This window comes from Marinicauda algicola, assembly GCF_017161425.1.
In the GTDB taxonomy this organism is placed as follows: domain Bacteria; phylum Pseudomonadota; class Alphaproteobacteria; order Caulobacterales; family Maricaulaceae; genus Marinicauda; species Marinicauda algicola.
In genome coordinates, this window is sequence record NZ_CP071057.1 from 652,593 (window position 1) to 674,520 (window position 21,928).

17 protein-coding genes and 1 tRNA gene are annotated in these 21,928 nt (G+C 68.1%); 8 read left to right on the forward strand and 10 right to left on the reverse strand.

Going from position 1 to position 21,928, the window contains the following annotated elements:
- Position 1: 1 nt before the first annotated feature.
- Together JW792_RS03205 and JW792_RS03210 are read right to left on the reverse strand one after the other, a co-directional pair.
- Positions 2-997, reverse strand: coding sequence for a glycosyltransferase family 2 protein (locus JW792_RS03205; RefSeq protein ID WP_206340891.1), 996 nt, complete (start codon positions 995-997; stop codon positions 2-4).
- A 464-nt stretch (positions 998-1,461) separates the two neighbouring features.
- A tRNA-Val gene (locus JW792_RS03210) sits at positions 1,462-1,536 on the reverse strand.
- 264 nt (positions 1,537-1,800) lie between these two features.
- Between JW792_RS03210 and JW792_RS03215 the strand changes: the two genes are divergently transcribed.
- Entirely contained in the window at positions 1,801-2,019 is a 219-nt protein-coding gene (locus JW792_RS03215) for a phosphoglycolate phosphatase (protein WP_135994109.1), read from the forward strand.
- Between the two features lie 4 nt (positions 2,020-2,023).
- On the opposite strand, the gene JW792_RS03220 is transcribed toward JW792_RS03215, so the two are convergent.
- Positions 2,024-2,716: an HAD family hydrolase gene (locus JW792_RS03220; protein WP_158291493.1), complete on the reverse strand. Its 693-nt coding sequence runs from the start codon at positions 2,714-2,716 to the stop codon at positions 2,024-2,026.
- Positions 2,717-2,825: 109 nt separating this feature from the next.
- Between JW792_RS03220 and glmU the strand changes: the two genes are divergently transcribed.
- From glmU to gor, 4 genes are all read left to right on the forward strand, one after another.
- A complete protein-coding gene (gene glmU / locus JW792_RS03225) occupies positions 2,826-4,172 on the forward strand; it encodes a bifunctional UDP-N-acetylglucosamine diphosphorylase/glucosamine-1-phosphate N-acetyltransferase GlmU (protein ID WP_135994107.1) in 1,347 nt (448 codons plus the stop codon).
- 12 nt (positions 4,173-4,184) lie between these two features.
- Positions 4,185-5,654: an NAD-dependent succinate-semialdehyde dehydrogenase gene (locus JW792_RS03230; protein ID WP_135994106.1), complete on the forward strand. Its 1,470-nt coding sequence runs from the start codon at positions 4,185-4,187 to the stop codon at positions 5,652-5,654.
- On the forward strand, positions 5,651-6,349 hold the full coding sequence (gene rpiA, locus JW792_RS03235; RefSeq protein ID WP_135994105.1) for a ribose-5-phosphate isomerase RpiA: 699 nt from the start codon (positions 5,651-5,653) through the stop codon (positions 6,347-6,349). The genes JW792_RS03230 and rpiA overlap by 4 nt, the downstream gene beginning before the upstream one ends.
- A 175-nt stretch (positions 6,350-6,524) precedes the next feature.
- The gene (gor, locus tag JW792_RS03240; protein ID WP_135994104.1) at positions 6,525-7,910 is read left to right on the forward strand and encodes a glutathione-disulfide reductase; all 1,386 of its coding nucleotides are present in this window, start codon (positions 6,525-6,527) and stop codon (positions 7,908-7,910) included.
- A 3-nt stretch (positions 7,911-7,913) separates the two neighbouring features.
- Here gor and JW792_RS03245 read toward each other — a convergent pair whose 3' ends face one another.
- From JW792_RS03245 to JW792_RS03255, 3 genes are all read right to left on the reverse strand, one after another.
- Positions 7,914-8,660 (reverse strand): DsbA family protein, encoded by a 747-nt coding sequence (locus tag JW792_RS03245; RefSeq protein WP_135994103.1) that lies wholly within the window; start codon positions 8,658-8,660, stop codon positions 7,914-7,916.
- Positions 8,661-8,689: 29 nt separating this feature from the next.
- Positions 8,690-10,084: a M48 family metalloprotease gene (locus JW792_RS03250; RefSeq protein ID WP_135994102.1), complete on the reverse strand. Its 1,395-nt coding sequence runs from the start codon at positions 10,082-10,084 to the stop codon at positions 8,690-8,692.
- A gap of 135 nt (positions 10,085-10,219) precedes the next feature.
- On the reverse strand, positions 10,220-12,892 hold the full coding sequence (locus tag JW792_RS03255; RefSeq protein ID WP_135994101.1) for a ribonuclease E/G: 2,673 nt from the start codon (positions 12,890-12,892) through the stop codon (positions 10,220-10,222).
- Between the two features lie 548 nt (positions 12,893-13,440).
- Here JW792_RS03255 and JW792_RS03260 point away from each other — a divergent pair.
- The 3 genes from JW792_RS03260 to prfB all read left to right on the forward strand — a co-directional run bounded on the left by JW792_RS03260 (position 13,441) and on the right by prfB (position 18,522).
- The gene (locus tag JW792_RS03260) at positions 13,441-14,667 is read left to right on the forward strand and encodes an N-acetylmuramoyl-L-alanine amidase (RefSeq protein WP_135994100.1); all 1,227 of its coding nucleotides are present in this window, start codon (positions 13,441-13,443) and stop codon (positions 14,665-14,667) included.
- Positions 14,668-14,798: 131 nt separating this feature from the next.
- A complete protein-coding gene (locus JW792_RS03265; RefSeq protein ID WP_135994099.1) occupies positions 14,799-17,339 on the forward strand; it encodes a penicillin-binding protein 1A in 2,541 nt (846 codons plus the stop codon).
- A 66-nt stretch (positions 17,340-17,405) separates the two neighbouring features.
- Positions 17,406-18,522 (forward strand): peptide chain release factor 2 gene (gene prfB / locus JW792_RS03270; protein ID WP_135994098.1). Its coding sequence is split into 2 segments (ribosomal slippage): positions 17,406-17,474 and positions 17,476-18,522, totalling 1,116 coding nucleotides; the frame shifts between segments, so codons are not numbered across the junction.
- A 112-nt stretch (positions 18,523-18,634) separates the two neighbouring features.
- Here the strand turns inward: prfB and JW792_RS03275 are convergent.
- The 4 genes from JW792_RS03275 to bcp form a co-directional block, all read right to left on the reverse strand.
- The gene (locus tag JW792_RS03275) at positions 18,635-19,138 is read right to left on the reverse strand and encodes a bactofilin family protein (protein ID WP_241095046.1); all 504 of its coding nucleotides are present in this window, start codon (positions 19,136-19,138) and stop codon (positions 18,635-18,637) included.
- Positions 19,139-19,196: 58 nt separating this feature from the next.
- On the reverse strand, positions 19,197-20,429 hold the full coding sequence (locus tag JW792_RS03280) for a M23 family metallopeptidase (RefSeq protein WP_135994096.1): 1,233 nt from the start codon (positions 20,427-20,429) through the stop codon (positions 19,197-19,199).
- 144 nt (positions 20,430-20,573) lie between these two features.
- Complete coding sequence (locus JW792_RS03285; protein WP_241095047.1) at positions 20,574-21,401, reverse strand: ferritin-like domain-containing protein; 828 nt, start codon at positions 21,399-21,401, stop codon at positions 20,574-20,576.
- Positions 21,398-21,865: a thioredoxin-dependent thiol peroxidase gene (bcp, locus tag JW792_RS03290; protein ID WP_135994095.1), complete on the reverse strand. Its 468-nt coding sequence runs from the start codon at positions 21,863-21,865 to the stop codon at positions 21,398-21,400. Before bcp ends, JW792_RS03285 begins: the two co-directional genes overlap by 4 nt.
- Between the last annotated feature and the right edge of the window lie 63 nt (positions 21,866-21,928).

The window sequence follows — 21,928 nt, forward strand, 5'->3', positions numbered from 1 at the left end:
CTCAGGCGGTCCTGTCGACCTTCAGGGCTCTGATCTCCGGCGCCATGTCGATAGAGGCGTCGAACGCGCTCTGGCTGAAGTCGAAATGCATGCCGGGAAAGATCGCCTCGAGCGCGGGGCGGGGCGAGAAGGGCGTGCAGTCAAGCAGACCCTCCCTCTCCAGAGCCTGCTTTTGCGCTTCGTCGAGGGTGTCGAGGGCCTGGAAGATGGCGGAGATCGCATGCGGCTCGCGCGCATGACGCTCGAAGCGGATCAGCTGCGCGCGTCGGGCCGGGTTGGGCTTGTTGCGGTAGTCCTCTATCAGAAGCTTCTGATACATTTTCTGCACCCAGCTGAGCGGTGTCAGCCCGTCGAAGTGCAGGAGCGGCCGTCCGGGGACGCTCGCCGGATGGCTGTTTGCCTCGCGCCCGTTGCGAGCCGCGTGGATACCGAGAGCGAGTCCCCGGCCGCGGCGGTAGAGTGTCTTGAAGTGCGAGTACGCCTTCAGGCCCTTGTGCAGGAAGCCGGCCGCCTCCTCCCCGTAGATCGACCGATAGAAGCTGGCGGAGCGTTCCGCGGGAATGCGAAAGCAGCCCGCGAAGATATCGGAACGCCGATCGCCCGAGATACGCACGCGCTCGCGCACCTCGACGCGCAACTCTGCGCAGGACGGGTCGGCGTGTTGCATCGCTTCGGTCAGGCCGGCGCTATGGTCCAGAAATTCGTCGGCGTCGACGTGCAGGAGCCACTCCGTCTCGCCGGAATCGTAGACCGACTGAGCGTTGATTTTCTGGCGCTCGGTCACCAGTCCGGGCCACCCGCCTCGCTCGCGCCAGTACGCCTCGTCGCACACCGTCAGGGCCACCCCCTCGACACCGGAAAGGAGGCGCTGCGTCCTCTCGTCGGGCCGGTCCAGGAAAAGGTGGACACGCGCCGCACCGAGATGGAGGTGGTGCGCGACGAAAGCGCAGACGAGCTGGGCAGGTTCGGCCACGGTCGACACGACGGACCAGTTCATCGATCTGTTCCCTGCGTGGCTGGGTTTCGAATGGCGCAGCGCACGAATTTCACGCGCGGTGCCGGAAAATTGCAAATCGTCGGGCCGCGCCGGGGCGGGCCCTGTCCGGATGAGGTTTCATCATCGGTACCTGCACGCGGCTGGAGGTGTCGATGCGTCTCGGCCTGAGGCCGCGAGGCGAGTCGGCCCATACGCTTGTCTGCCGCGCCCGTAGCGGAGGCCACGCTTCCGGCAAATCGGCCTGCGACAAAACCGCACACTCAGTGAATTCATTCATTTGAATCTTGGGGTGAGGCTTCCGCGAGCGCGGACGGTCCGGCTCGCAAGACCGCACACCGCCGGCGCCGCGCGGCGGCCAGAGACGCGTGTGCGGGGGCAGGCCGGTTGCCGCACGACAGCAAAAAACCCCGGTCCGCGATTGCGGCCGGGGCTTTGGCAAGCTGCTGATTCAAAAGCGCTTTTATTGGTGGGCGGTACTAGGATCGAACTAGTGACCCCTTCGGTGTGAACGAAGTGCTCTACCGCTGAGCTAACCGCCCGGAGGGGCCGGGATATACGGGCGGGCCACAATTCGGTCAAGCATCAGGAACGCTCGTGCCGCAGTGGCGTTTCGGATGGGCAAGCCGAAGGGCCGCGAGAAAAAAATTCGCTGAACGGGCTTCGTCATACTTTCGTCAAACCGAAAGATGACATATATGGGCGTAGCGTGCTTGTGGGCATTCGCTCGCTAGCGTGTTTCTCCGCCCATCCTGGAAAGTCCCGACGCGCCGCGGCCTCGAGCGCGTCCAGAGGAGGTCCTCCCCATGGCCACGAATGATCTTTGCACCCCCGAAGGCGCCCGCCGTCTGAAAGAGCGTATCGAAGCCTACTGGCGCGAGCGCGGCTATGAAGTGAATGTCGACCTGGTCGACGCCGGCTTCATGCCCGCGATGCGTTCGGCGCGCACCGATGTCCGCTCCAACCTGGTCAACGGCCTGCCGCGTCCGGCCAATGACCGCTCCAGCGAGCGTCGCTCCGCCTGAGGGGTTACCGCCCGGCGTGCGAGAGCGCGTCGAGCAGCACGGTTTCGAGTTCGTCGAAACGAGTGAAAAGCCGGTCCGCGCCCAGCGTGCGGGCCGGCTTTTCGCTATAGCCTCCCTCGAAGACGATCGATAGCGCACCTGCGCCGCGCGCAGCCAGCACGTCGGGTTCGGAATCTCCCACCAGCACGCTCGCGCCCGCCGGTTCGTGACCGAAGGCCGCAAGCAGATGGGAGGGATCGGGCTTCTTGGCTGGAGCGCCCTCCGGACCCACGATGCGTTCGAACCGGCCCGCGAGCTTCAGCGCGTCGAGCAGCGCCTCGGCGAGCGCCTGTGGCTTGTTGGTGCACACAGAAAGGCGTGCCCCGGCGCCCGCAAGCGAATCCAAGACGGTCTCCACTCCCTCGAACGCCCGGCTCTCCACCGCGATCGCCTCGCGATAGACGGCGAGGAAGTGGTCCAGCCGGTCCTGGAGAACATCCTCGGCCAGGGCGCGGCCCTCGCGCTCATAGGCCTTGGCGATGAGGGCGCGCGCGCCGCGCCCGACCATCGCGCGTACATCGGCGACCGGGACCGGTTTCAGCCCGTGCGGCGCGATGGAGGCGTTAAGCGCGCGCACCAGGTCGGGCGCGGTATCGACCAGCGTGCCGTCGAGATCGAAGGCGATCGGCAGGTCTTTCAAGAGTTCGCGCGCACTCATCGCCCCGCTCTCCGCTTGCTGACTGGCCGCGACCGGTCGCATGCCGGCGCGCGATGGGCTATAGCGCTTTGCAACAGGCCTGCCCACGCTTTGTCTGCGAGTCGCTCCCATGACCAAATCCCGCGCCGCCATCATTCTCGCCGCCGGCCAGGGCACGCGGATGAAGTCCGCTCTCGCCAAGCCGCTGCACGCGGTCGGCGGGCGGGCGATGCTGGACTGGACGCTGTCGCTCGCCGGCGGGGCGGGGGTGAGCGAGACCGTCGTGGTCTGGGGCGCGCTTTCGCCCGCCGTCAGGGAGCGGGCCGAGGCGGCCGGAGCGAGGACCGCGCTGCAGGATCCCCCGCAGGGAACCGGGCACGCCGTCGCCTGCGCGAAGGAGGCGCTTGCCGGCTTCGAGGGACTCGCGGTCGTCCTCTACGCCGACACCCCGCTGATTCGGGCCGAAACGATCGAATCGGTGTTCGCGGCCCTGGAGGCGGGCGCCTCGGTCGCCGTGCTCGGGTTCGAGGCGGACGATCCGACCGGCTATGGCCGTCTCGTCGAGGCCGGCGGCCAGCTCGAGCGCATCGTCGAACACAAGGAGGCGAACGAGGCCGAACGCGCCATCCGCCTCGTCAATTCCGGCGTGCTCGCCGCTCCGGCCGGTCTCCTGTTCGACCTGCTGTCGCAGGTCACCAATGAGAACGCCAAGGGCGAGTACTATCTCACCGACATCGTCGCGATCGCGCGCAGCCGCGGCCTGTCCTGCACGGTGGTCAGGGGCGAGGAGGGGGAGATGCTCGGCGTCAACTCGCGTGCCGACCTTGCCGCCGCCGAGGCCGCCTTCCAGCAGCGCATGCGCGCGCATGCCCTGGCCGGGGGCGTCACGCTGACCGCGCCCGAGACCGTGTTTTTCAGCTACGATACGCAGATCGCCAGCGACGTGACCGTCGAGCCGCACGTCGTGTTCGGCCCCGGCGTCAGCGTCGCGAGCGGGGCGGTGATCCACGCTTTCTCCCATCTCGAGGGCGCCCGGGTCGGGCCGGACGTCTCCGTCGGCCCCTATGCGCGACTGCGTCCCGGCGCGGTGCTGGAGCAAGGCGCACGTGTGGGCAATTTCGTCGAAGTGAAGAAGGCGCGCCTGGGGGCGGGTGCGAAGGCCAATCATCTGACCTATCTCGGAGATGCCGAGATCGGCGCGGGCGCCAATATCGGAGCGGGTACGATCACCTGCAATTACGACGGCTTCTTCAAGCACACCACGGTGATCGGGGAGGGCGCCTTCATCGGCTCGAACGCCGCGCTCGTCGCTCCGGTCACGATCGGCAAGGGCGCGATGACCGCCTCGGGCAGCGTGATCACGCAGGACGTGCCCGACGACGCGCTCGCGCTCGCCCGCGCCCGCCAGGAGACCAAGCCCGGCTGGGCGGCGCGCTTCCGCAAGATGATGCAGGCGAAGAAAGACAAGAATCGCTAGACGAGGTCGATCATGAGCGAACTGAAATCGAGACTGTCCGACGCCTCCCTTCTGAAGACCGACAGTTATGTCGACGGCCGGTGGGTCTCCGGCGAGACGGCCTTCGCCGTCACCAACCCGGCCGACCGGCAGCAGATCGCGGAGGTCGCCGATGTCGGCGAGACCGGCGCGCGCAAGGCCGTCGCCGCGGCTCACGAGGCCTTCGCGAAGTGGAAGAGGACCTCGGTCTTCGAGCGCGCGCGCCTGGTGATGGCCTGGCACGACCTCATCATGGAGCATGTCGGAGATCTCGGGACGATCATCACCGCGGAGATGGGAAAGCCGCTGAAGGAGGCGCGCGGCGAGGTCGCCTACGGGGCCGGCTTCGTGAAGGTCTCTGCGGAGGAAGCCACCCGCCTGCACGGCGAGACTTTGCCGGTGCAGTTTCCCGGCGCGCGCGGCTGGACGATCCGCCAGCCTGTCGGCGTCGTCGCCTGCATCACGCCGTGGAACTTTCCCTCGGCCATGATCACGCGCAAGTGCGCCCCGGCGCTGGCCGCGGGCTGCACCATGGTGGTCAAGCCTGCGCCCGAGACCCCGCTCTCCGCGCTCGCCCTCGCCGAGCTCGCCGACCGGGCGGGCATCCCCCGGGGCGTGTTCAACGTGATCTGCGGCGATGCCGAGGCGATCGGCCCGGTCCTGACCCGCTCACCCGAAGTCGCCATGGTCGGCTTCACCGGTTCGACCTCGGTCGGCAAGCTCCTGATGCGCCAGGCCGCGGACGGCGTGAAGCGCGTCTCGCTGGAACTCGGCGGCAACGCCCCGTTCATCGTCATGGACGATGCCGATGTGGAGAAGGCGGCCGAGGGCGTGCTGGCCTCGAAGTTCCGCGCCGGCGGCCAGACCTGCGTATCCGCCAACCGCATCATCGCCCAGGACAGTATCGCCGACGACCTGATCGAGGCGCTGAAGGCGAAGATCGAGAAGGTCAAGGTCGGCTCCGGCTTCGAGAGCGACACCGATATCGGCCCGCTCATCCACGACGAGGCGGTCGGCCGCGTGCACAAGCTCGTCGAGCACGCGCGGGAGAAGGGCGCCCGGATCGTGACCGGGGGCCGTCCGCTCGACGACGAGCTTGGAGGCAGCTTCTACGCCCCGACCCTGATCGCGGGCGGCAATTTCGATCTCGACATCGCGCGCAATGAGATTTTCGGCCCCGTCGCCTCGGTCTACCGCGCCGGCGACGAGAAGGAGATACTGCGCGTCGCCAACGACACGCCCTACGGCTTGGCGGCCTATGTCTACACCCGCGATATCGGCCGTGTGCACCGGATTTCGGAAGGGCTCGACTACGGCATGGTCGGGGTGAACGCGCCCATGGTCGGCTCGCCCTCCACCCCGTTCGGGGGCGTCAAGGAATCCGGCATCGGCCGGGAAGGCGGCAAGTGGGGTGTGGAGGAGTTCACCGAACTCAAGTTCGTGCTCCTTGGAGGTGTCGAATGAGCGCCCAGAAGCTCAATGCCGCGCGCGCCGCGCTCGACTATGTCGAGGACGGCATGATCCTCGGCCTCGGGTCCGGCTCCACCGCGGCGGAGTTCGTCCGCCTGCTGGGCGCGGCGCTGAAGCAGGACGAGATCGCCATCAAGGGCATTCCCACCTCGCGCGAGACCGAACAGATCGCGCGCGAGGCTGGCGTGCCGCTCATCCCCATCGAGCAGGCCGACCGCATCGATCTCACCGTCGACGGCGCCGACGAGGTCGATGGCCGCTTCCGCCTGATCAAGGGCGGCGGGGCGTGCCTGCTGCGCGAGAAGATCATCGCCGACGCCTCCGACCTCATGGTGGTCATCATCGACGAGACCAAGCTCGTCGAATCGCTCGGCGCCTTCCCGCTGCCCGTCGAGGTCGATCCCTTCGGCTTCACCATCACGGCGAAGAAGGTGTTCGACGCGCTGCGGCGTGCCGGCGTCGCGCGCCCGGAGGTCACCCTGCGCCGGCTCGGCGACGGACTCGAGCCTCTGGTCACCGATGGCGGTCACTACATCCTCGACTGCGCCTGCGGCGAGATACCCGAGCCCGAGCTCGCCGCCGCCGAACTCATCGACATTCCCGGCGTCATCGAGCACGGCCTCTTCCTCGACCTTGCCCGGGTGGTCATCGTCGGCGAGGACGACGGGGCAAGGGTGATGGAGCTGTAAGCCGGGCGCCTCGATGCGCATGCGGCGCGCGCTGCCGTGCGGGACTCCCGCTTGCCGGGTGGGGGAGGGCGCCGCGGCAATGGCGCTCACCGCCGCGTGAACACCCTGTGCCTTGCCTCTCCACCCCTCCCGCGCCACCTTGCGCCGAAACACGAACACGCGCGGGAGCCCTCACATGGCCGAGTACGACTACGACCTCTTCACCATCGGGGCCGGTTCCGGCGGGGTGAGGGCCTCGCGCCTGTCGGCGCTGAAGGGCGCGAAGGTAGCCTGCGCGGAGGAATACCGCCCGGGCGGAACCTGCGTCATCCGCGGCTGCGTGCCGAAGAAGTTCATGGTCTATGCCAGCGAGTTCGCGAGGACCTTCAGGAAGGCGAAGGGCTATGGCTGGTCTTTCGGAAAGGCCAGGTTCGACTGGCCGGCCTTCCGCGACGCGATGAACGGCGAGGTCGACCGGCTGTCGGGCATCTATGCGCGCAATCTGGCCAATTCCGGCGTCGAGCTGATCGAGGACCGGGCCGTGCTGGAGGACGCCCACACGATCCGCCTGGTGCGCGCGAACCGAACCGTGACGGCGAAGCACATCCTCATCGCCACCGGCGGCGCGCCGACGATTCCCGACGGGCTGGAGGGCGCGGATCTGTGCATCACCTCCAACGAGCTGTTCCACCTGGAAAAGCTGCCCGAGCACATCGTCATCAAGGGCGGGGGCTATATCGCCTGCGAGTTCGCGCAGGTCTTCGCAGGGCTCGGCGTGAAGACCTGCCTGGTCTACCGCAAGGAGACTGTTCTGCGCGGCTTCGACGAGGATGTGCGTACCTTCGTCCACGAGGGGCTGAAGGCCGCCGGCGTGCGGGTCATCACCCACGCGAACTTCACCCGGGTCGCGCCCGGGGAGAAGCCCGGCTGGCGCAAGGTCCATCTCGATACCGGGGACGTGCTGGAAAGCGACTGCGTCGTGCTCGCCGTCGGGCGCACGCCTAACACGGCAGGGCTGGGTCTCGAGAAGGCCGGGGTGGATATCGATGCCGCCGGCGCGGTGAAGGTGGACGCATACTCCCAGTCCAGCGTCGAGCACATCTACGCGATCGGCGACGTCACCAACCGGGTCAATCTCACCCCCGTCGCCATCCGCGAGGGCATCGCCTTCTGCGAGACCGTTTTCGGCGGCAACAAGACCGCCTACGACCGCACCGACATCGCGAGCGCGGTCTTCACCCAGCCGCCGGTCGGCACGGTCGGCCTCACCGAGGCCGAAGCGCGCAGGACGCACGGCAAGGTCGACATCTACAAGACCACCTTCCGGCCGATGAAGGGCATGCTGACCGACAATCCCGACCGCATGTTCATGAAGCTCGTCGTCGATGGTGAAAGCCAGCGTGTGCTCGGCGTTCACATCGTCGGCGACGACGCGCCGGAAATCATCCAGGCCGTTGCCATCGCCGTGAAGGCCGGCCTCACCAAGGCGCAGTTCGACGCGACCTGCGCGGTGCACCCGACCGTGGCCGAGGAACTCGTCACGATGAAGGACAAGTGGGTGCCGCCCGAGATCGGGGCGTGAGGCCTACTCGCCGAGCCGTTCGTTCAGTGCGCGCTCCAGCCCGCTGACATCGGCCCCGGCAATCACCTCGTCGCCGACGACGAAGAAGGGCGTCCCGGAAATCCCGATGCGCCGGGCGAGGCCATAGACGTCCTCGATATGGGCCTGGAGCGCGTCGTCCTCCATCGCCGCGCGCATGGCCTCGACATCGACGCCGGCTTCGGCCGCGATGTCGTCGATGCGCGAATCGGGAAGCGGCCGGCTGGCCTGCATCAGCGCGTTGTGGAACGGCAGGTAGGCGTCCGGCTGCGTGTTCCAGACGGCAAGCGCAGCGAGCGCGGCCTGTTCGGACTCAGGGCCGAGCACCGGAAACTCCTTGAACACGAAGCGGACTTCGTCGCCGTGCTCGGCGAGCGTGGTCTCCACCCAGTCGTTGGTGACCCGGCAGTAGGGGCATTTGTAGTCGAAGAACTCCACGATGGTGAGCCGGGCGTCCTCGGCCCCGGCGACGGGATCGCGCGGGTCCTGGAACAGCTCGGCGCCGGCGGCCGCGACGCCCTCGAACAGGGCTTGCTGCTCCCTTTCTCGCGCGCGGCGCTGCAGCTCGATCAGGGCCTCCTCGATGAGTTCGGGGTTTTCCAGGATGTACTCGCGCACGACCTGCTCGATCTCCTCGCGCGACCACGTCTCATCCTGCGCGGAGGCCGGCCGGGCACCCTGTCCGCAGGCCATCAGGGCGAGCGCGAAGGCGCCGGCAAGGAAATGTCGCATCGGGAAGTGTCCTTTGGGCAAGCGTGGGGTCAGTTGAAGTTCGTGGCCGCAGACAGGGGATACCGCTCGCGCTGCTGGCGGTTCCATTCCCGGATTTCCTGCGGCGTGGGCTGGGCCACGGCGATGATCTCCGCGGCGCGCAGCCAGGACGGCGTTCCCTCTTCGAGATCCTCCTGGGCGCGCTTGGCGAACTGGAAGGCTTCCACCGTATTGCCGACGGCATAGGCGCGCTCGGCGGTCGCGAGTTCGGCCTGCGCGGTCTCGCCGAGGGCCTGGTGGGCGAGGGAGAGCTGGTACCAGCCAAGCGGATTGTCCGGCTCCTCGGTCAGTGCGAAGCGAAGATGGGTCTTGGCCTCGTCCAGGCGCTCCGGGCCGCCCGCCGCGATCAACGAGCCGGCGAGCCCGATGCGCAGCAGCGCGCTCTCCGGCATGAGGTCCACCGCGCGCCGGTACGGGGCGATGGACTCCTCGATCCGCCCGCTCTCGAAGAGCATCTGGCCCTCGAGTTCGTGGAAGAAGGGATTGGCGGGCTCTTCGGCGATCAGGGTGGCGAGTTCGGCGCGGCCCCGGTCCAGATTGCCCTGCTTGTACCAGGCGACCGAGCGGGCATAGCGCGCGGGCACCGACTCGTCGCTTTCGGGATAGCGGCTGAAGGTCTGGGCCGGGGGCACCATGAAGCCGATGATCTTGGCCTGCACGCGGCGCAGCGCATCGACTTCCTCGGGGCTGTCGGTCACATCCGCGTAGGGGGAGGCCTCGACGCGCGTGCGCAACGCTGCCACGCGGTCCGAGGACAGCGGGTGGGACCGGAAATACTCCATCCGCCGCTGCTGGCTCATCACCTCCTGGAAGCGGAAGCGCTCGAACGTGGTCACGAGGCCGCGGCCCGACTGGCCGGTCGCTTCGAGATAGCCCAGTGCGGCCTGGTCGGCGCCGGCTTCCTGGGCACGGGTGTAGCGCAGCATGTCGAGCGTGGCGAACTGGCTGCCCGATGCCATGATGGCCGCCCCGGCCCGGCCTTCGCCGGCGAGCGCGGCGGCAAGACCCACGCCCAGGGTCAGGGCGAAGGTGGCGAGGGCGCTGCGCGAGGCGTCGCCGAAGCGGGCAAGGTGGGCCCCGGTGATGTGGCCGATCTCGTGAGCGAGCACGCCCTTGATCTCGTTGGGCTGGTCCGAGATCACGATCGTGCCCGTGTTCATGAAGATATTCTGCCCCCCGGTCACGAAGGCGTTGAACTCCATGTCGCCGACCAGGTAGAGGTCGACCGCTTCCGGGTCGAGCCCGGCGGCGATCAGCAGGGGATCGGTGTAGCCGCGCAGAAGGATCTCGGTTTCCGCGTCGCGGACGAGACTTTGGGCATGAGCGGGTACGGCGAACGCGACGAGCGCCGCCAGCGTCATCAGGATTCGATAGACTAGGCGCATTGCCGCCCGACCTCCAACGCGATCCCCCCGGTGGTTACAATCTAGTCGCTCCGCGCCGACGGTGCACCCCCGGCCCGCTGACACTCGCGTGAGCGGACCGGGATTGCACACCTGCAAGATGGCCGAATTCGGACGCTAGTCGGAGCCGAGCCCGAACAGCTTGCCCGAGCGCTGCCACCAGCCGCGCTTGCGCGGACGCTTGTCCTCCTCGGCAGTGTCCTCCGGCTTGGCCGCATCGCCTGCGCCGCCCGAGGCGCGCTCGCGCTCCTCGGGGATCTCGGAGGGCCCGGTCTTGGCCGGAGCCGGCTCGGGCTTCGCCTCGGCCTGCGGGGCCTCGGCTTCGGGCTCCGCCTTCTTCCTGCGCGTGCGCCGTTTCGGGGCTTCTTCCTTACCGTCCGGCTCGGAGTCCGCAGCCTGTTGCGCCTCGGCCGGCGCTTCACCCGACTTCGTGGCGGCCGCGGTCTTGCGCGGACGCCGGGCCCGCTTCGGTTTCTCCGCCGCAGGAGTCTCCTCTACAGGAGTTTGCTCGGCAGCAACCTCGCCTGCAGGCGCCTTGGCAGCCGCTTCTTCCGGCCCGGTCTCGGCCGCCTCCGGCTTCCTGCGGCGGCGGCGGCGCTTGGGCTTTTCGGCCTCTTCCGGTTCCGGAGCCTGCGCGGCCTCGGGTTCGGCGGCAGCCTCCTTCGTTCCGGCCTCGGTTTCTTGAGCCTGCGCGTCCTGTCTCTGCTTGCGCTCGGGACGCTTGCGCCTCGGTGCCTCGGCGGTTGAGGCCGTCAGATCGTCGCCGCCGACCGGCTCGACCACGGCCAGGACATCGGCCTCGCCCTCGGCCGGGCGGGCTTGCTCGCGGCCGGTCTCGGCCTCCTCGGCCTTGTCCGGGGATGCGGCCTCGCGTTCACCGGCCTCGGCCTCGCGCCGCTCGCCGCCGCGCCGGCGGCGTCCGCGTCCGCCGCGGCGGCCGCGGCGCCGGCGCTTGCGCGCGCCTTCGTCCTCGCCTTCTCCCTCGCGCTCGGCGCGGGCCGGCTTCTTGTCGCGGGCGGGCGCCTCTTCCTCTTCGGCCACTGCCTCCTCGATCTCGGCCTCCTCCTCGATATCCTCGTCCTCGTCCTCGACGACGCGGGGCTCGACATCGGACTCCATCACCAGGGGCGCATCGGCCCGGGCCTCGGCCTGGGCTCGCGCCGCCTCCTTGCGGGTCTCGAGGCGCTCGAGATCGAGGTGGGGGCGGATGAGGGACTCGTCGGCGGTGACCACGACCTTCATGTCGAACCGCGCCTCGATGGCGTGCAGGCTCTCGCGCTTCTCGTTGAGAAGATAGAGTGCCACGTCCATCGGGACCTTCAGACCGGCCTTGGCCGTGCGCCCGCGCATGCCTTCCTCTTCCAGGGTGCGCAGGGCGAGCAGGGCGGAGGATTCCACCGAGCGCATGAAGCCGGAACCGCCGCAATGGCTGCACACCTGGGTGGAGCCCTCCATCAGGCTGGTGCGGCGGCGCTGGCGGCTCATCTCCATCAGGCCGAACTGGGAGATCCGGCCGACCTGCAGGCGCGCGCGGTCCTTCTTCAGCGCGTCCTTCATCTTCTTTTCGACCGCGCGGATATTCTTGTTCTCCTCCATGTCGATGAAGTCGATCACGAGAAGACCGGCCAGGTCGCGCAGGCGCATCTGGCGGGCCGCTTCCTCGGCCGCCTCCAGGTTGGTGCGCAGCGCGGTCTGCTCGATATTGCGCTCCTTGGTCGACTTGCCGGAGTTGACGTCGATCGAAACCAGCGCCTCGGTCGGATTGATGACGATGTAACCGCCCGATTTCAGCGGCGCGACCGGCTGGTAGATCGCTTCCAGCTGGCTCTCGACCTGGTGGCGCAGGAAGAGGGGGGTGTCGTCCTTGTAGTGCTGGACCTTCTTCGCATGGCTGGGCATCAGCATCCGCATGAAGGCCTTGGCCTCCTTGTAGGCTTCCTCGCCCTCGACCAGCACCTCCTCGATATCCTTGTCGTAGAGGTCGCGGATGGCGCGCTTGACCAGGTTGCCTTCCTCGTAGATCAGCGTCGGCGCGGTGGACTTGAGCGTCAGCTCGCGGATCGTCTCCCACAGCCGGATCAGGTATTCGTAGTCGCGCTTGACCTCGAGCTTGGTACGCGAGGCGCCCGCGGTGCGGATGATCAGGCCCATGCCCTGGGGCACTTCCAGCTCGCCCACGATGGACTTCAGGCGCTTGCGATCGGCCGCGTTGGCGATCTTGCGCGAGATGCCGCCGCCGCGCGCCGTGTTCGGCATCAGCACGCAATAGCGCCCGGCGAGCGAGAGATAGGTCGTCAGGGCCGCGCCCTTGTTGCCGCGTTCTTCCTTGGCGACCTGCACCAGCAGCACCTGGCGGCGCTTGATGACTTCCTGGATCTTGTACTTGCGCAGCAGGTTGCGGCGCTTGCGGGCCGCCTCCTCGACGATCTCCTCGTCGTCGGCGCCGGCCGATTCGGTTTCGCCGTCACCGTTCTCGACGGGTTCGGCATTGAACTCGCCGGCGATCTCGGCCTCGGCCTCGCGCAGCTTCTGCCGATCCTCGTAGGGGATCTGGTAATAGTCGGGATGGATCTCGTTGAAGGCGAGGAAGCCGTGCTTGTTCCCGCCATATTCCACGAAGCAGGCCTGCAGCGACGGCTCTACGCGCGTGACCTTGGCCAGATAGATGTTTCCGCGGATCTGTTTCTTGGTGGATGATTCGAAATCGAAATCTTCAACTCGGTTGGAGTCGACGACGACGACCCGGGTCTCTTCCGGGTGGGCCGCATCGATCAGCATCTTGGTGGGCATTGGGTAGGGCTCCATGCCGCATACGGGCACGCCGCGCTGCGGACGCAGGCGGGGCCGGGCAGAGGCGGCGCTGATGGGGGCGCGCGGCGTCGAGATCGCTCAGGGGGCTGACGATGTCATACGCGCTTCGCGCATCGTTGACGTTCCTCTGGCGGCCGGTTCGCGGGCGCGCTCCCTGGAAGGAGACAGGCGCACGGGGCCGCCGGTGACTGGCTTCTTCGCGTCCGCCGCGCTGTCGGCCGGAGCTCGCGTGATGCGGTCCGGAGAACGCAGCAGCCGCGTCGAAAATCTTTCGGCGCGGCCGGGCCCGGGAACGGGCCTTCGGCCTGATCCACAGCTGGTGATCCGGCGGCGCTTCCACAAGCGGCGGCGCTATCGGGCTGCGGCGACTGCACAATGCACCATCTGTCCGGCGATGAAAAGCGGCCCTGTCCGTGCTAAATGATCGTCAATGCGCTGCTAACCGAATCTCAAGCAACGCGCCCTAGCATCCGGTCTCAAGACCCGTTCCAAACGGGCTTTGACAGGGATCGAGACAGGTGGTGGTCATGGCCTTCCAGTGGGCGAAGACGGGATGTGCCGCGCTGCTCATGGCAGCGGTCGCAGGTGCTGCGGCGTGCGCCAACGATCTCACCCATGTGCGATTCGGCGCCCACGACGACTTCTCCCGCGTCGTCATCGAGGCCGACCGGCCGATCGAGTTCGACGCCTTCGTGCTGGCCGAGCCGACGCCGCGCCTGGTCGTCTCGCTGCCGGGCGCCGCCTGGCGGGTCGCCGATCTGGCCAACGGGCAGGGGCGGGGCCATGGCCTGTTCGAGGAGTTCCGCTTCGATCCCTCCGGTCATAATCCGCGCGTGATCTTCAATCTCGAAGGCCCCGCGCGCATCGTCCAGGAAATGACGCTCGATCCGGCGGGCGGCGGCTATCGCATGGTGGTCGACATCGCGCCGGCCCCGCGCGAGGAATTCGTCGAGCTCGCCGGCTTCCCCGAACGCAGCCAGACGCTGACCCAGCTGCTCGCCGAGGTCGCCGACGTCACGCCCGATCTCGGCCTGTGCCGGCGTCCGCGCATCGTCGTCGATCCCGGTCACGGCGGGCGGGATCCCGGCGCGCTGCAGCGCCATGGCGGCGGCCATGAGGCCGACGTCAATCTCGCCGCCGCGCTGGAGCTGCGCGCGCTGCTGAACGCCACGGGCCGGTTCGACGTCGTGCTGACGCGCGAGACCGACGTGTTCATCGAACTCGAGGACCGGGTCCGCATCGCCCGCGCCGCCCAGGCGGACATGTTCATCTCCCTGCATGCCGATGCGGCGGGATCGCACACTGCGCGCGGCGCGGCGGTCTATGTGCTCTCGAGCCAGGGAGTGGACCGCTCGCGCACCCGGGCCCAGCGCGAGGGCGACTGGTTCCTGCCCGAGTCCGAGCACCGCCCGGCCGAGGTCAACGAGATCCTGTTCGACATCTCCATGGGCGACAAGCTCAACCGGTCGCGCCAGTTCGCCAGCGAGCTCCTGGCCGAGGTGCGCACCGTCAGCGCGCTCCTGCGCGATCATCCCGAGCATCGCGGATTCCTCGTCCTGCTCGACGCGCAGTTTCCCGCGGTGCTGTTCGAGATGGGCTTCATGTCCAACCCGCAGGACGCGCGCAATCTCAATGACGCCAATCACCGGCGGCGCCTGATGGCCTCGATCGTGGCCGCGCTTGAGGATCATTTCCCCGACTGCGGTGCGCGCACGAACTACGCCGCCAACAGCACGGCCGCCCCGGCGCGTTGACGCGCTGCGCGCCAGTGGCCACCTGTCATTGGATTGACGTTCACTTGCGGTCATAATACCGCCCAAACACGCGTCCAGAACGCGCCGGTGTGCGCGGCTCGCGGGGTAGTCTGCGGACGCATGAGGGCCTGATGAAGCTTTTCACCTGGAAAAACGCTCTGCGCGCCGGCATCTGGGGCGGAGCCACGCTGGCCGTGCTCGCCGTGGCCGGATTCATCGCCGCGGCGGTCTATGTCGTGCGCGTGACCGACGATCTGCCGGACTATCAGCAGCTCGCCCAGTACGAGCCTCCGATCATGAGCCGGGTCCATGCCGGCGACGGCCTGCTGATCGCCGAGTTCGCGCGCGAGCAGCGCGTCTTCGTGCCGATCGAGAACATCCCCCCGCTGGTGATCAACGCCTATCTCTCCGCCGAGGACAAGAATTTCTACTCCCATGGCGGGATCGACGTGCTCGGCATGGCGCGGGGCGGCATCCGCTCGATCCTCACCCGGCTGAGGAATCCCGACGCGCCGCTGCAGTCGGGCTCGACCATCACGCAGCAGGTGGCGAAGAACTTCCTGTTCACCTCCGACCAGCGTCTCGAGCGCAAGGTGCGCGAGATCGTCATCGCGCGCCGCATGGAGCGCGCCTTCACCAAGGACCAGATCCTCGAGCTGTATCTCAACGAGATCTATCTGGGAAACCGCGCCTACGGCGTCGCCGCGGCGGCGCTGAACTATTTCGGCAAGTCGCTCGACGAGCTCGACCTGCACGAGGCGGCCTATCTTGCCGCCCTGCCCAAGGGCCCGTCGAACTACCATCCCGAGCGCGAGCGCGCCGCCGCCATCGGCCGGAGGAACTGGGTCCTGGAGCGCATGCGCGCGAACGGCTTCATCACGCGCGAGGAGATGGAGGCGGCCCAGGCGATGCCGCTGACCACCGGCGAGCGCCTGTCGGGCTCGACCTATCTGGCCGCGGAGTATTTCGTCGAGCAGGTCCGCCGCGAGGTCTACGACATGTACGGCGAGGACCAGCTCTACGATGGCGGGCTGTCGATCCGGACCACGCTCGACACCACGATGCAGATGGCCGCACGCCGCGCGCTGCGGAACGGGCTGGAGGCCTATGACCGGCGCCACGGCTATCGCGGGCCTCTGACGAGGCTGGAGAGCTTCGACGCCTGGGTCGAGCAGCTGGCCGAGATCACACCGCCCGCCGACATGGACGAGACCTGGACGCTCGCCGTGGTCCTCGAGCTCGCCGACACGCATGCCGAGATCGGGCTCCTGAACGGCGAGCGCGGCCGCATCCCGCTCGAGGAGCTCACCTGGGCGCGCGAACCCTCGCGCAACGAGGACAATTTCCCGGTCCTCGGTCCGCGCATCGAGACCCCGTCCGACGCGCTGTCGCGCGGCGATGTCGTGCTGGTCGAGCCCCTGCGTGCAGATCTTCCCGAGACGGCCGAGGACCTGCCGCCGGAGAATGCCTACGGCCTGCGCCAGTACCCGGCGGTCAATGGCGGCATCATCGCGATCGACCCGTTCACCGGCCGCGTGCTCGCCATGGTCGGCGGCTATTCCTTCCAGCAGAGCCAGTTCAACCGGGCGACCCAGGCCCGTCGCCAGCCGGGCTCCGCCTTCAAGCCCTTCGTGTACGCGGCGGCTCTGCTCAACGGCTGGACGCCGGCCAGCATCATCCTGGACGCGCCCTTCGTGGCGTCCGGCGACAGCGAGATGCGCTTCTACCGCCCGCAGAACTATTCGGAGGAATTCTACGGCCCGTCGCCGATGCGCCTCGGCCTGGAATTGTCGCGGAACGTCATGACGGTGCGCCTCGCGCAGGATCTCGGCATGGGCCCGATCGTGGCCATCGGCGAGCGCTTCCGCATCTATGACGACCTGCAGCCCAATCTCTCCATGGCGCTGGGCGCCGGGGAGACGACGCTGATCCGGCTGATCTCGGCCTATGCCGCGATCGTCAATGGCGGGCGCTACATAGAGCCCACCATCCTAGACCGGGTGCAGGACCGCTCCGGGGACACGATCTATGTCCACGACCAGCGCCCGTGCGCGGGGTGCGTCGTGGAGGATTGGGGACCGGGCGTGGAAGAGCCGGAACTCCCCCCGCTCGGCGAGCGCGTGATCGACGAGGTGACCGCCTACCAGATCGTGCACATGCTCGAAGGCGCGGTTCAGCGCGGTACCGGCACCCAGCTGCGCGAGCTCGGCCGCCCGCTTGCCGGCAAGACCGGCACCACCAACGATTTCCGCGACGCCTGGTTCGTCGGCTTCGGTCCCGACCTGATCGCGGCGACCTATGTCGGCTTCGACACGCCCCTGCCGCTCGGTTCGGGCGAGGCGGGCTCGCGCGTGGCCGTGCCGATCATCAAGGAATTCCTCGAGACCGCGCTCGAACGCTATCCGGCCGCGCCCTTCCGGGTGCCCGAAGGGGTGCGTTTCGTGCCGATCAACCGCCAGACCGGGGAGCCCTCGGTCATCGGCCGGCCGTTCACCATCCTGGAGGCCTTCAGGCCGGGTACAGAGCCGCAGCGCGGCCAGACCGCGGCCGAGGAGAGCCTCTCCTTCAGCTCCAGCGCGCTCGGCCGCGCCCTGGAAGGCCAGCCGGGCCAGCCCTCGCCGGAAGGCGAAGGCGAGGAGGAGGAAGACGACACGCTCGGCGGCTTGTATTGAGCCGCGAGCCTCGCTATCTCGCCCCTTCGATCCCGCCACCGAAGCAACACCCTGGGAGCGCCGCCCATGCGCGCCGAACTCACCGCCCTGAAGGACGCCATCGAGCAGTCGACGGAACTGCTAAGGAGGCGTCTTTGACTGGGATACAGCCGGTAAACGCCTAGACGAACTCAACGCGAAGGCCGAGGACCCGGGCCTGTGGGACGATCCGTCCCGGGCGCAGGCCCTCATGCGCGAGCGCAACAAGCTCGACTCGGCGATGACCGAGGTGCGCGAGATCGAATCCGAACTCGCCGAGAACCTCGAGGTCGCCGAACTCGCCGAGATGGAGGAGGACGAGAGCCTGCTCGACGAGGCCGAGGCGGCGCTGAGAAAGCTCGCCGAGCGTGCCCGCCGCGCCGAGCTTCAGGCCCTGCTCTCCGGCGAGGCCGACGCCAATGACTGCTTCGTGGAAATCCATCCGGGCGCCGGCGGCACAGAGGCGCAGGACTGGGCCGCCATGCTCGTGCGCATGTACAGCCGCTGGGCCCAGGCCTCCGGCTTCAAGGTCGAGGTGATCGAGGAGCAGGCCGGCGAGGAAGCGGGCCTGAAATCGGCGACGCTGCACGTGAAGGGCGAGAACGCCTATGGCTGGCTGAAGACCGAGGCGGGCATCCATCGCCTGGTGCGCATCTCGCCCTTCGACAGCTCGGGCCGGCGCCATACCAGCTTCGCGAGCGTCTGGGTCTATCCCGAGATCGACGAGAACATCGAGATCGAGATCAACGAGAAGGACGTGCGCACCGACACCTTCCGAGCCTCCGGCGCAGGCGGTCAGCACGTCAACAAGACCGACTCCGCGATCCGCCTGACCCACATTCCCACCGGCATCGTGGTGCAGTGCCAGGCCGACCGCTCCCAGCACAAGAACCGGGCGACCGCCTGGAACATGCTGCGCGCGCGGCTCTACGAGATGGAGCTGCAGAAGCGCGAGGAGGCCGCGCAGGCTCAGGCGGACGCCAAGACCGATATCGGCTGGGGCCACCAGATTCGCTCCTACGTCCTGCAGCCCTACCAGATGGTCAAGGACCTGCGCACGAACGTGGAGACCTCCGACACGCAAGGCGTGCTCGACGGCGATCTCGACGAGTTCATGGCCGCCGCGCTGGCCGCGAGGGTGGGCGGCGAGGAGGAGGCGGCGTAGGGCGAGCCCTCGTCCTGATGCCGGCGAAAGCCCCCAGGAGGACGGATACCGAACCGGAACAAGAAAGGCGGGCCCCAGGGCCCGCCTTTTTCATTCTCGCTTGCGGTCCGTCCTAGCTCTTGAACGGATCGGCGCCGGCGGCCGCCTTGGGCTTGTCGTCGCCGAACATCGGCGTGGCGTTCGCCGCGCTCGCCTGCTTGGGCGCAGGCGGGGCCGAGGGCGGGGCGCTCTGCGGCTTCGGGCCGGAGCCTGCGGAGGAGGAAGACGACTTGGATTGTGCCGGCTTGTCGCTCAGCGGATCGGACGAGCGACGGCAATTGCCATCGAAATACGCTCCGCTCTCGATAGCGAGCGTGGAGTGGATGATGTCGCCCTCGATGCGGGCGGTCGAGGCGAGCTGGACCTGGCGCGCGCGCACCGAGCCCTCGACGCGCCCGCGGATCACCACCGAGTCCGCGACCACCTCGCCCTGGACCGAGGCCTCTTCGCCGATGGTCAGCGTGCCGGCCTGGACGTCGCCGCTCACCTGACCGTCGAGCTGGACTTCGCCATCGGACATGATGGAGCCGGTGATCGTCAGGTCGGCGCTCAGAATCGAGGGGGCTTGGGCTTTCATGGCAGATCTTTTCGGCTGGGCCGGGGGCTGGCCGGCGTCGTGGCTGGGGGTGTCTTTTTTACTGAACATAGCGTCCCGCTCTCAAGAATCGCTCAGGATCGAGGTGGTTTCCCTGAAACCAGATTTCGTAATGCAGATGTGTCGCCGTCGAACGTCCGGTCGAGCCCATGCCCCCGATGCGCTGACCGGCCGCAACCTCGTCGCCGCGGCGCACGTCTATCGAGTGGAGATGACCATAGCGGGTCTTGAAGCCGTAGCCATGGTCGACTTCCACGGTGCGACCATAACCCGCGCGCCAGCCCGCGTAAACGACGCGGCCTGCGGCTGCCGAGATGATGGGTGCGTTGCGGTACGCGGCGAAGTCCTTGCCGGCGTGGAAGGCGGCGCGCCGCGTGAAGGGATCGATCCGCGTGCCGTAGCCGGAGGTGATCCGGAATGCGTCGCCGACCGGCGTGCCGAGCGGGGTCGCCTCGAGCGCCTCGGACAGCTGCTCGGCCTCGACCAGGCGTGCGGCGATCCGCGAGACGCGGGCATTGAATGGGTCGGTGAGATCGAGCGAGCTGCCGAAGATCTGGCTGTTCTCGATCGGGATCAGCGGGCCGCCCGTGCCGCCGGCCTGAGCCTGGCCTTCCTCGAGCACGTCGTCGAGGCGAAGCCCCGTCAGGCGCAGCACCGCGCGCAGGTTCTCGAGCCGCGCCTCGGCGGAGTCCTCGGCCTGGGAGAGCAGGGCGTCCTGCTCGGCGACGAGCGCCTGCACCCGGCCTTCCGCCCCGTCGCCGAGCCCGGCCAGGCTCTCGGGTGCGACCAGCGGGCCGCGCGGATCGGGATCGGCCGGGGTGGCGGCCATGAGAATCTGGCCCGCGCCCGCCGAGGGGCTTTCGGAATCGCCCCCGATCTGCAGGTCCTCGGCGAAGTCCATGAGCCGGCGCAGCGTCTCGTGGCGCATCTGGAACTCGCCGGCGGTGCGGTCGAAGGTCTCGGTGGTGGATTCCAGATAGGCGATCGCGGCGGCCTCGGCGGCGCGCGCCTCTTCCAGCATTTCCTGGTATCGCGCTTCCAGCGCCGCAATGCGCGCCTTCTCCACGCGCTCGTCGGCGGTGTTGATCACCATGTTGACGGTGGCGATGGCCATCCACATCGCCGCCACGCACGCGGCGGCGATCGCGCCCACCTGCATCTCGGTGCGGATGACGAAATAGCGAACCTGGCCTTCGGTCCGATGGTAGATCTGCCGGTCGGGGAAGCGTGTCTTCAATGCCTCCCACGGGCCGGCGAGGATTCGTTTCACCATTCGTTCGCGATGCCCTGTCTGTCCCTGACCCCTCAAGCGCCGGTATCTGACACAAGAATGTGGGAGTGATCAATGAAGACAATGCAAACGCAGTGCCGTGCCGGCCGGGGCTGGTCACCATAGATTGCCGGGGCGGACGGGAACTCAGGGCGCTATGGGTTCGTAGAAGTCCGGATAAAGCCCTGCACGCTCGCGTGCTTTCGCGTTGAAGGGCCGCTTGAGCCCGCCCTTGAAGCGGGTCTCGACCATGCGATGAAAAGTTTTCACCCGATCCAGCCCGCGCACGCCGCAGACGCGCTCGAACCAGCGTGCCCCCGCCGCGACGTGGCCGATCTCCTCGCGGTAGATCACCTCGAGACGCGCCGCGCTCTCGCGATCCCCGGCGCTCTTCAGCTTCTCGATCATGCCCGGGGTAACGTCGAGCCCGCGCGCCTCGAGCACCAGCGGCGCGATCGCCAGGCGCGCGAGCACGTCGTCGCTCGTGGCGGTGGCCGCGCCCCACAGCCCGTCATGGGCCGGCAGGTCGCCATAGGCTCCGCCGAGTTCGGCGAGGCGCTGCTCGATCATCTCGAAATGGCGCGCCTCGTCCTCGCCGACCCCGATCCAGTCGGAGACGAAGGTCCGCCGGTCGAGCGTGTCGAAATCGGACGCGCCGGAGAAGCGGGCCACCATGTCGAAGGCGAGGTCGATGGCGTTGAACTCGATATGGGCTACCGCATGCATCAGGGCGAAGCGCCCGGCCTGGCCGTTCAGGCGCCGGCGCGGCACCTGTCCGGGCGGCACCAGTTCGGGCCGCGCCGGCCGGGCCGGGCGCTCGGGAAGGTCGAGCGGGCAGGACGAGGGCAGGGCGAGCGCGCCCCGGCGCCAGGCCTCGGCCACGCGCAGCGCCTCGCCGGCCTTTGCGGCGGGCCCGGACGTGTTCAGCACGCCCAGCGCGGCGGCGCGCACGTCCTGACGCTCCGGTGCGCTCACAGCGATTTCACGGCCTCCAGCACCGCCTCGGCATGGCCTGGCACCTTCACCTTGCGCCAGACCTGGGCGATCCTGCCGTCGGGCCCGATCAGGAAGGTCGCCCGCTCGATGCCCATGTACTTGCGTCCGTACATGTTCTTTTCCACCCACACGCCGTAGCGTTCGGCGACATCGCCGTCCTCGTCGGAGGCCAGGGTGATCGTCAGCCCGTGCTTGTCCTTGAATTTGTCGTGCTTGCTGACCGGATCCTTCGACACGCCGATGACAGTTGCACCTTGCGCCTCGAACTCGCCGAGTTTCTCTGTAAAACCGATGGCCTCTTTCGTGCATCCCGGCGTGTCGTCCTTCGGATAGAAATAGAGCACCACCGTCTTGCCTTTCAGATCGTCCAGCGAGACCGTCCCGCCGCCGTCCACCGGCATGGAGAAGTCCGGAGCCTTGTCGCCCCTTGCAAGTTCGCTCATCGATGCCTCCCAGATTTGCAGCCGCCGGGCCCTCCCGCGCGGTCGTGGCGTAATGTGGCAGGG

Excerpts from the sequence above, each read along its gene's own strand:
- JW792_RS03250 (WP_135994102.1), bottom strand. The coding sequence starts at position 10,084 with ATGCGCCTAGTCTATCGAATCCTGATGACGCTGGCGGCGCTCGTCGCG.
- gor (WP_135994104.1), top strand. The coding sequence starts at position 6,525 with ATGGCCGAGTACGACTACGACCTCTTCACCATCGGGGCCGGTTCCGGC.
- JW792_RS03265 (WP_135994099.1), top strand. The coding sequence starts at position 14,799 with ATGAAGCTTTTCACCTGGAAAAACGCTCTGCGCGCCGGCATCTGGGGC.
- JW792_RS03215 (WP_135994109.1), top strand. The coding sequence starts at position 1,801 with ATGGCCACGAATGATCTTTGCACCCCCGAAGGCGCCCGCCGTCTGAAA.
- JW792_RS03255 (WP_135994101.1), bottom strand. The coding sequence starts at position 12,892 with ATGCCCACCAAGATGCTGATCGATGCGGCCCACCCGGAAGAGACCCGG.
- bcp (WP_135994095.1), bottom strand. The coding sequence starts at position 21,865 with ATGAGCGAACTTGCAAGGGGCGACAAGGCTCCGGACTTCTCCATGCCG.
- rpiA (WP_135994105.1), top strand. The coding sequence starts at position 5,651 with ATGAGCGCCCAGAAGCTCAATGCCGCGCGCGCCGCGCTCGACTATGTC.
- JW792_RS03260 (WP_135994100.1), top strand. The coding sequence starts at position 13,441 with ATGGCCTTCCAGTGGGCGAAGACGGGATGTGCCGCGCTGCTCATGGCA.
- JW792_RS03230 (WP_135994106.1), top strand. The coding sequence starts at position 4,185 with ATGAGCGAACTGAAATCGAGACTGTCCGACGCCTCCCTTCTGAAGACC.
- glmU (WP_135994107.1), top strand. The coding sequence starts at position 2,826 with ATGACCAAATCCCGCGCCGCCATCATTCTCGCCGCCGGCCAGGGCACG.
- JW792_RS03205 (WP_206340891.1), bottom strand. The coding sequence starts at position 997 with ATGAACTGGTCCGTCGTGTCGACCGTGGCCGAACCTGCCCAGCTCGTC.
- JW792_RS03245 (WP_135994103.1), bottom strand. The coding sequence starts at position 8,660 with ATGCGACATTTCCTTGCCGGCGCCTTCGCGCTCGCCCTGATGGCCTGC.
- JW792_RS03275 (WP_241095046.1), bottom strand. The coding sequence starts at position 19,138 with ATGAAAGCCCAAGCCCCCTCGATTCTGAGCGCCGACCTGACGATCACC.
- JW792_RS03220 (WP_158291493.1), bottom strand. The coding sequence starts at position 2,716 with ATGAGTGCGCGCGAACTCTTGAAAGACCTGCCGATCGCCTTCGATCTC.
- JW792_RS03280 (WP_135994096.1), bottom strand. The coding sequence starts at position 20,429 with ATGGTGAAACGAATCCTCGCCGGCCCGTGGGAGGCATTGAAGACACGC.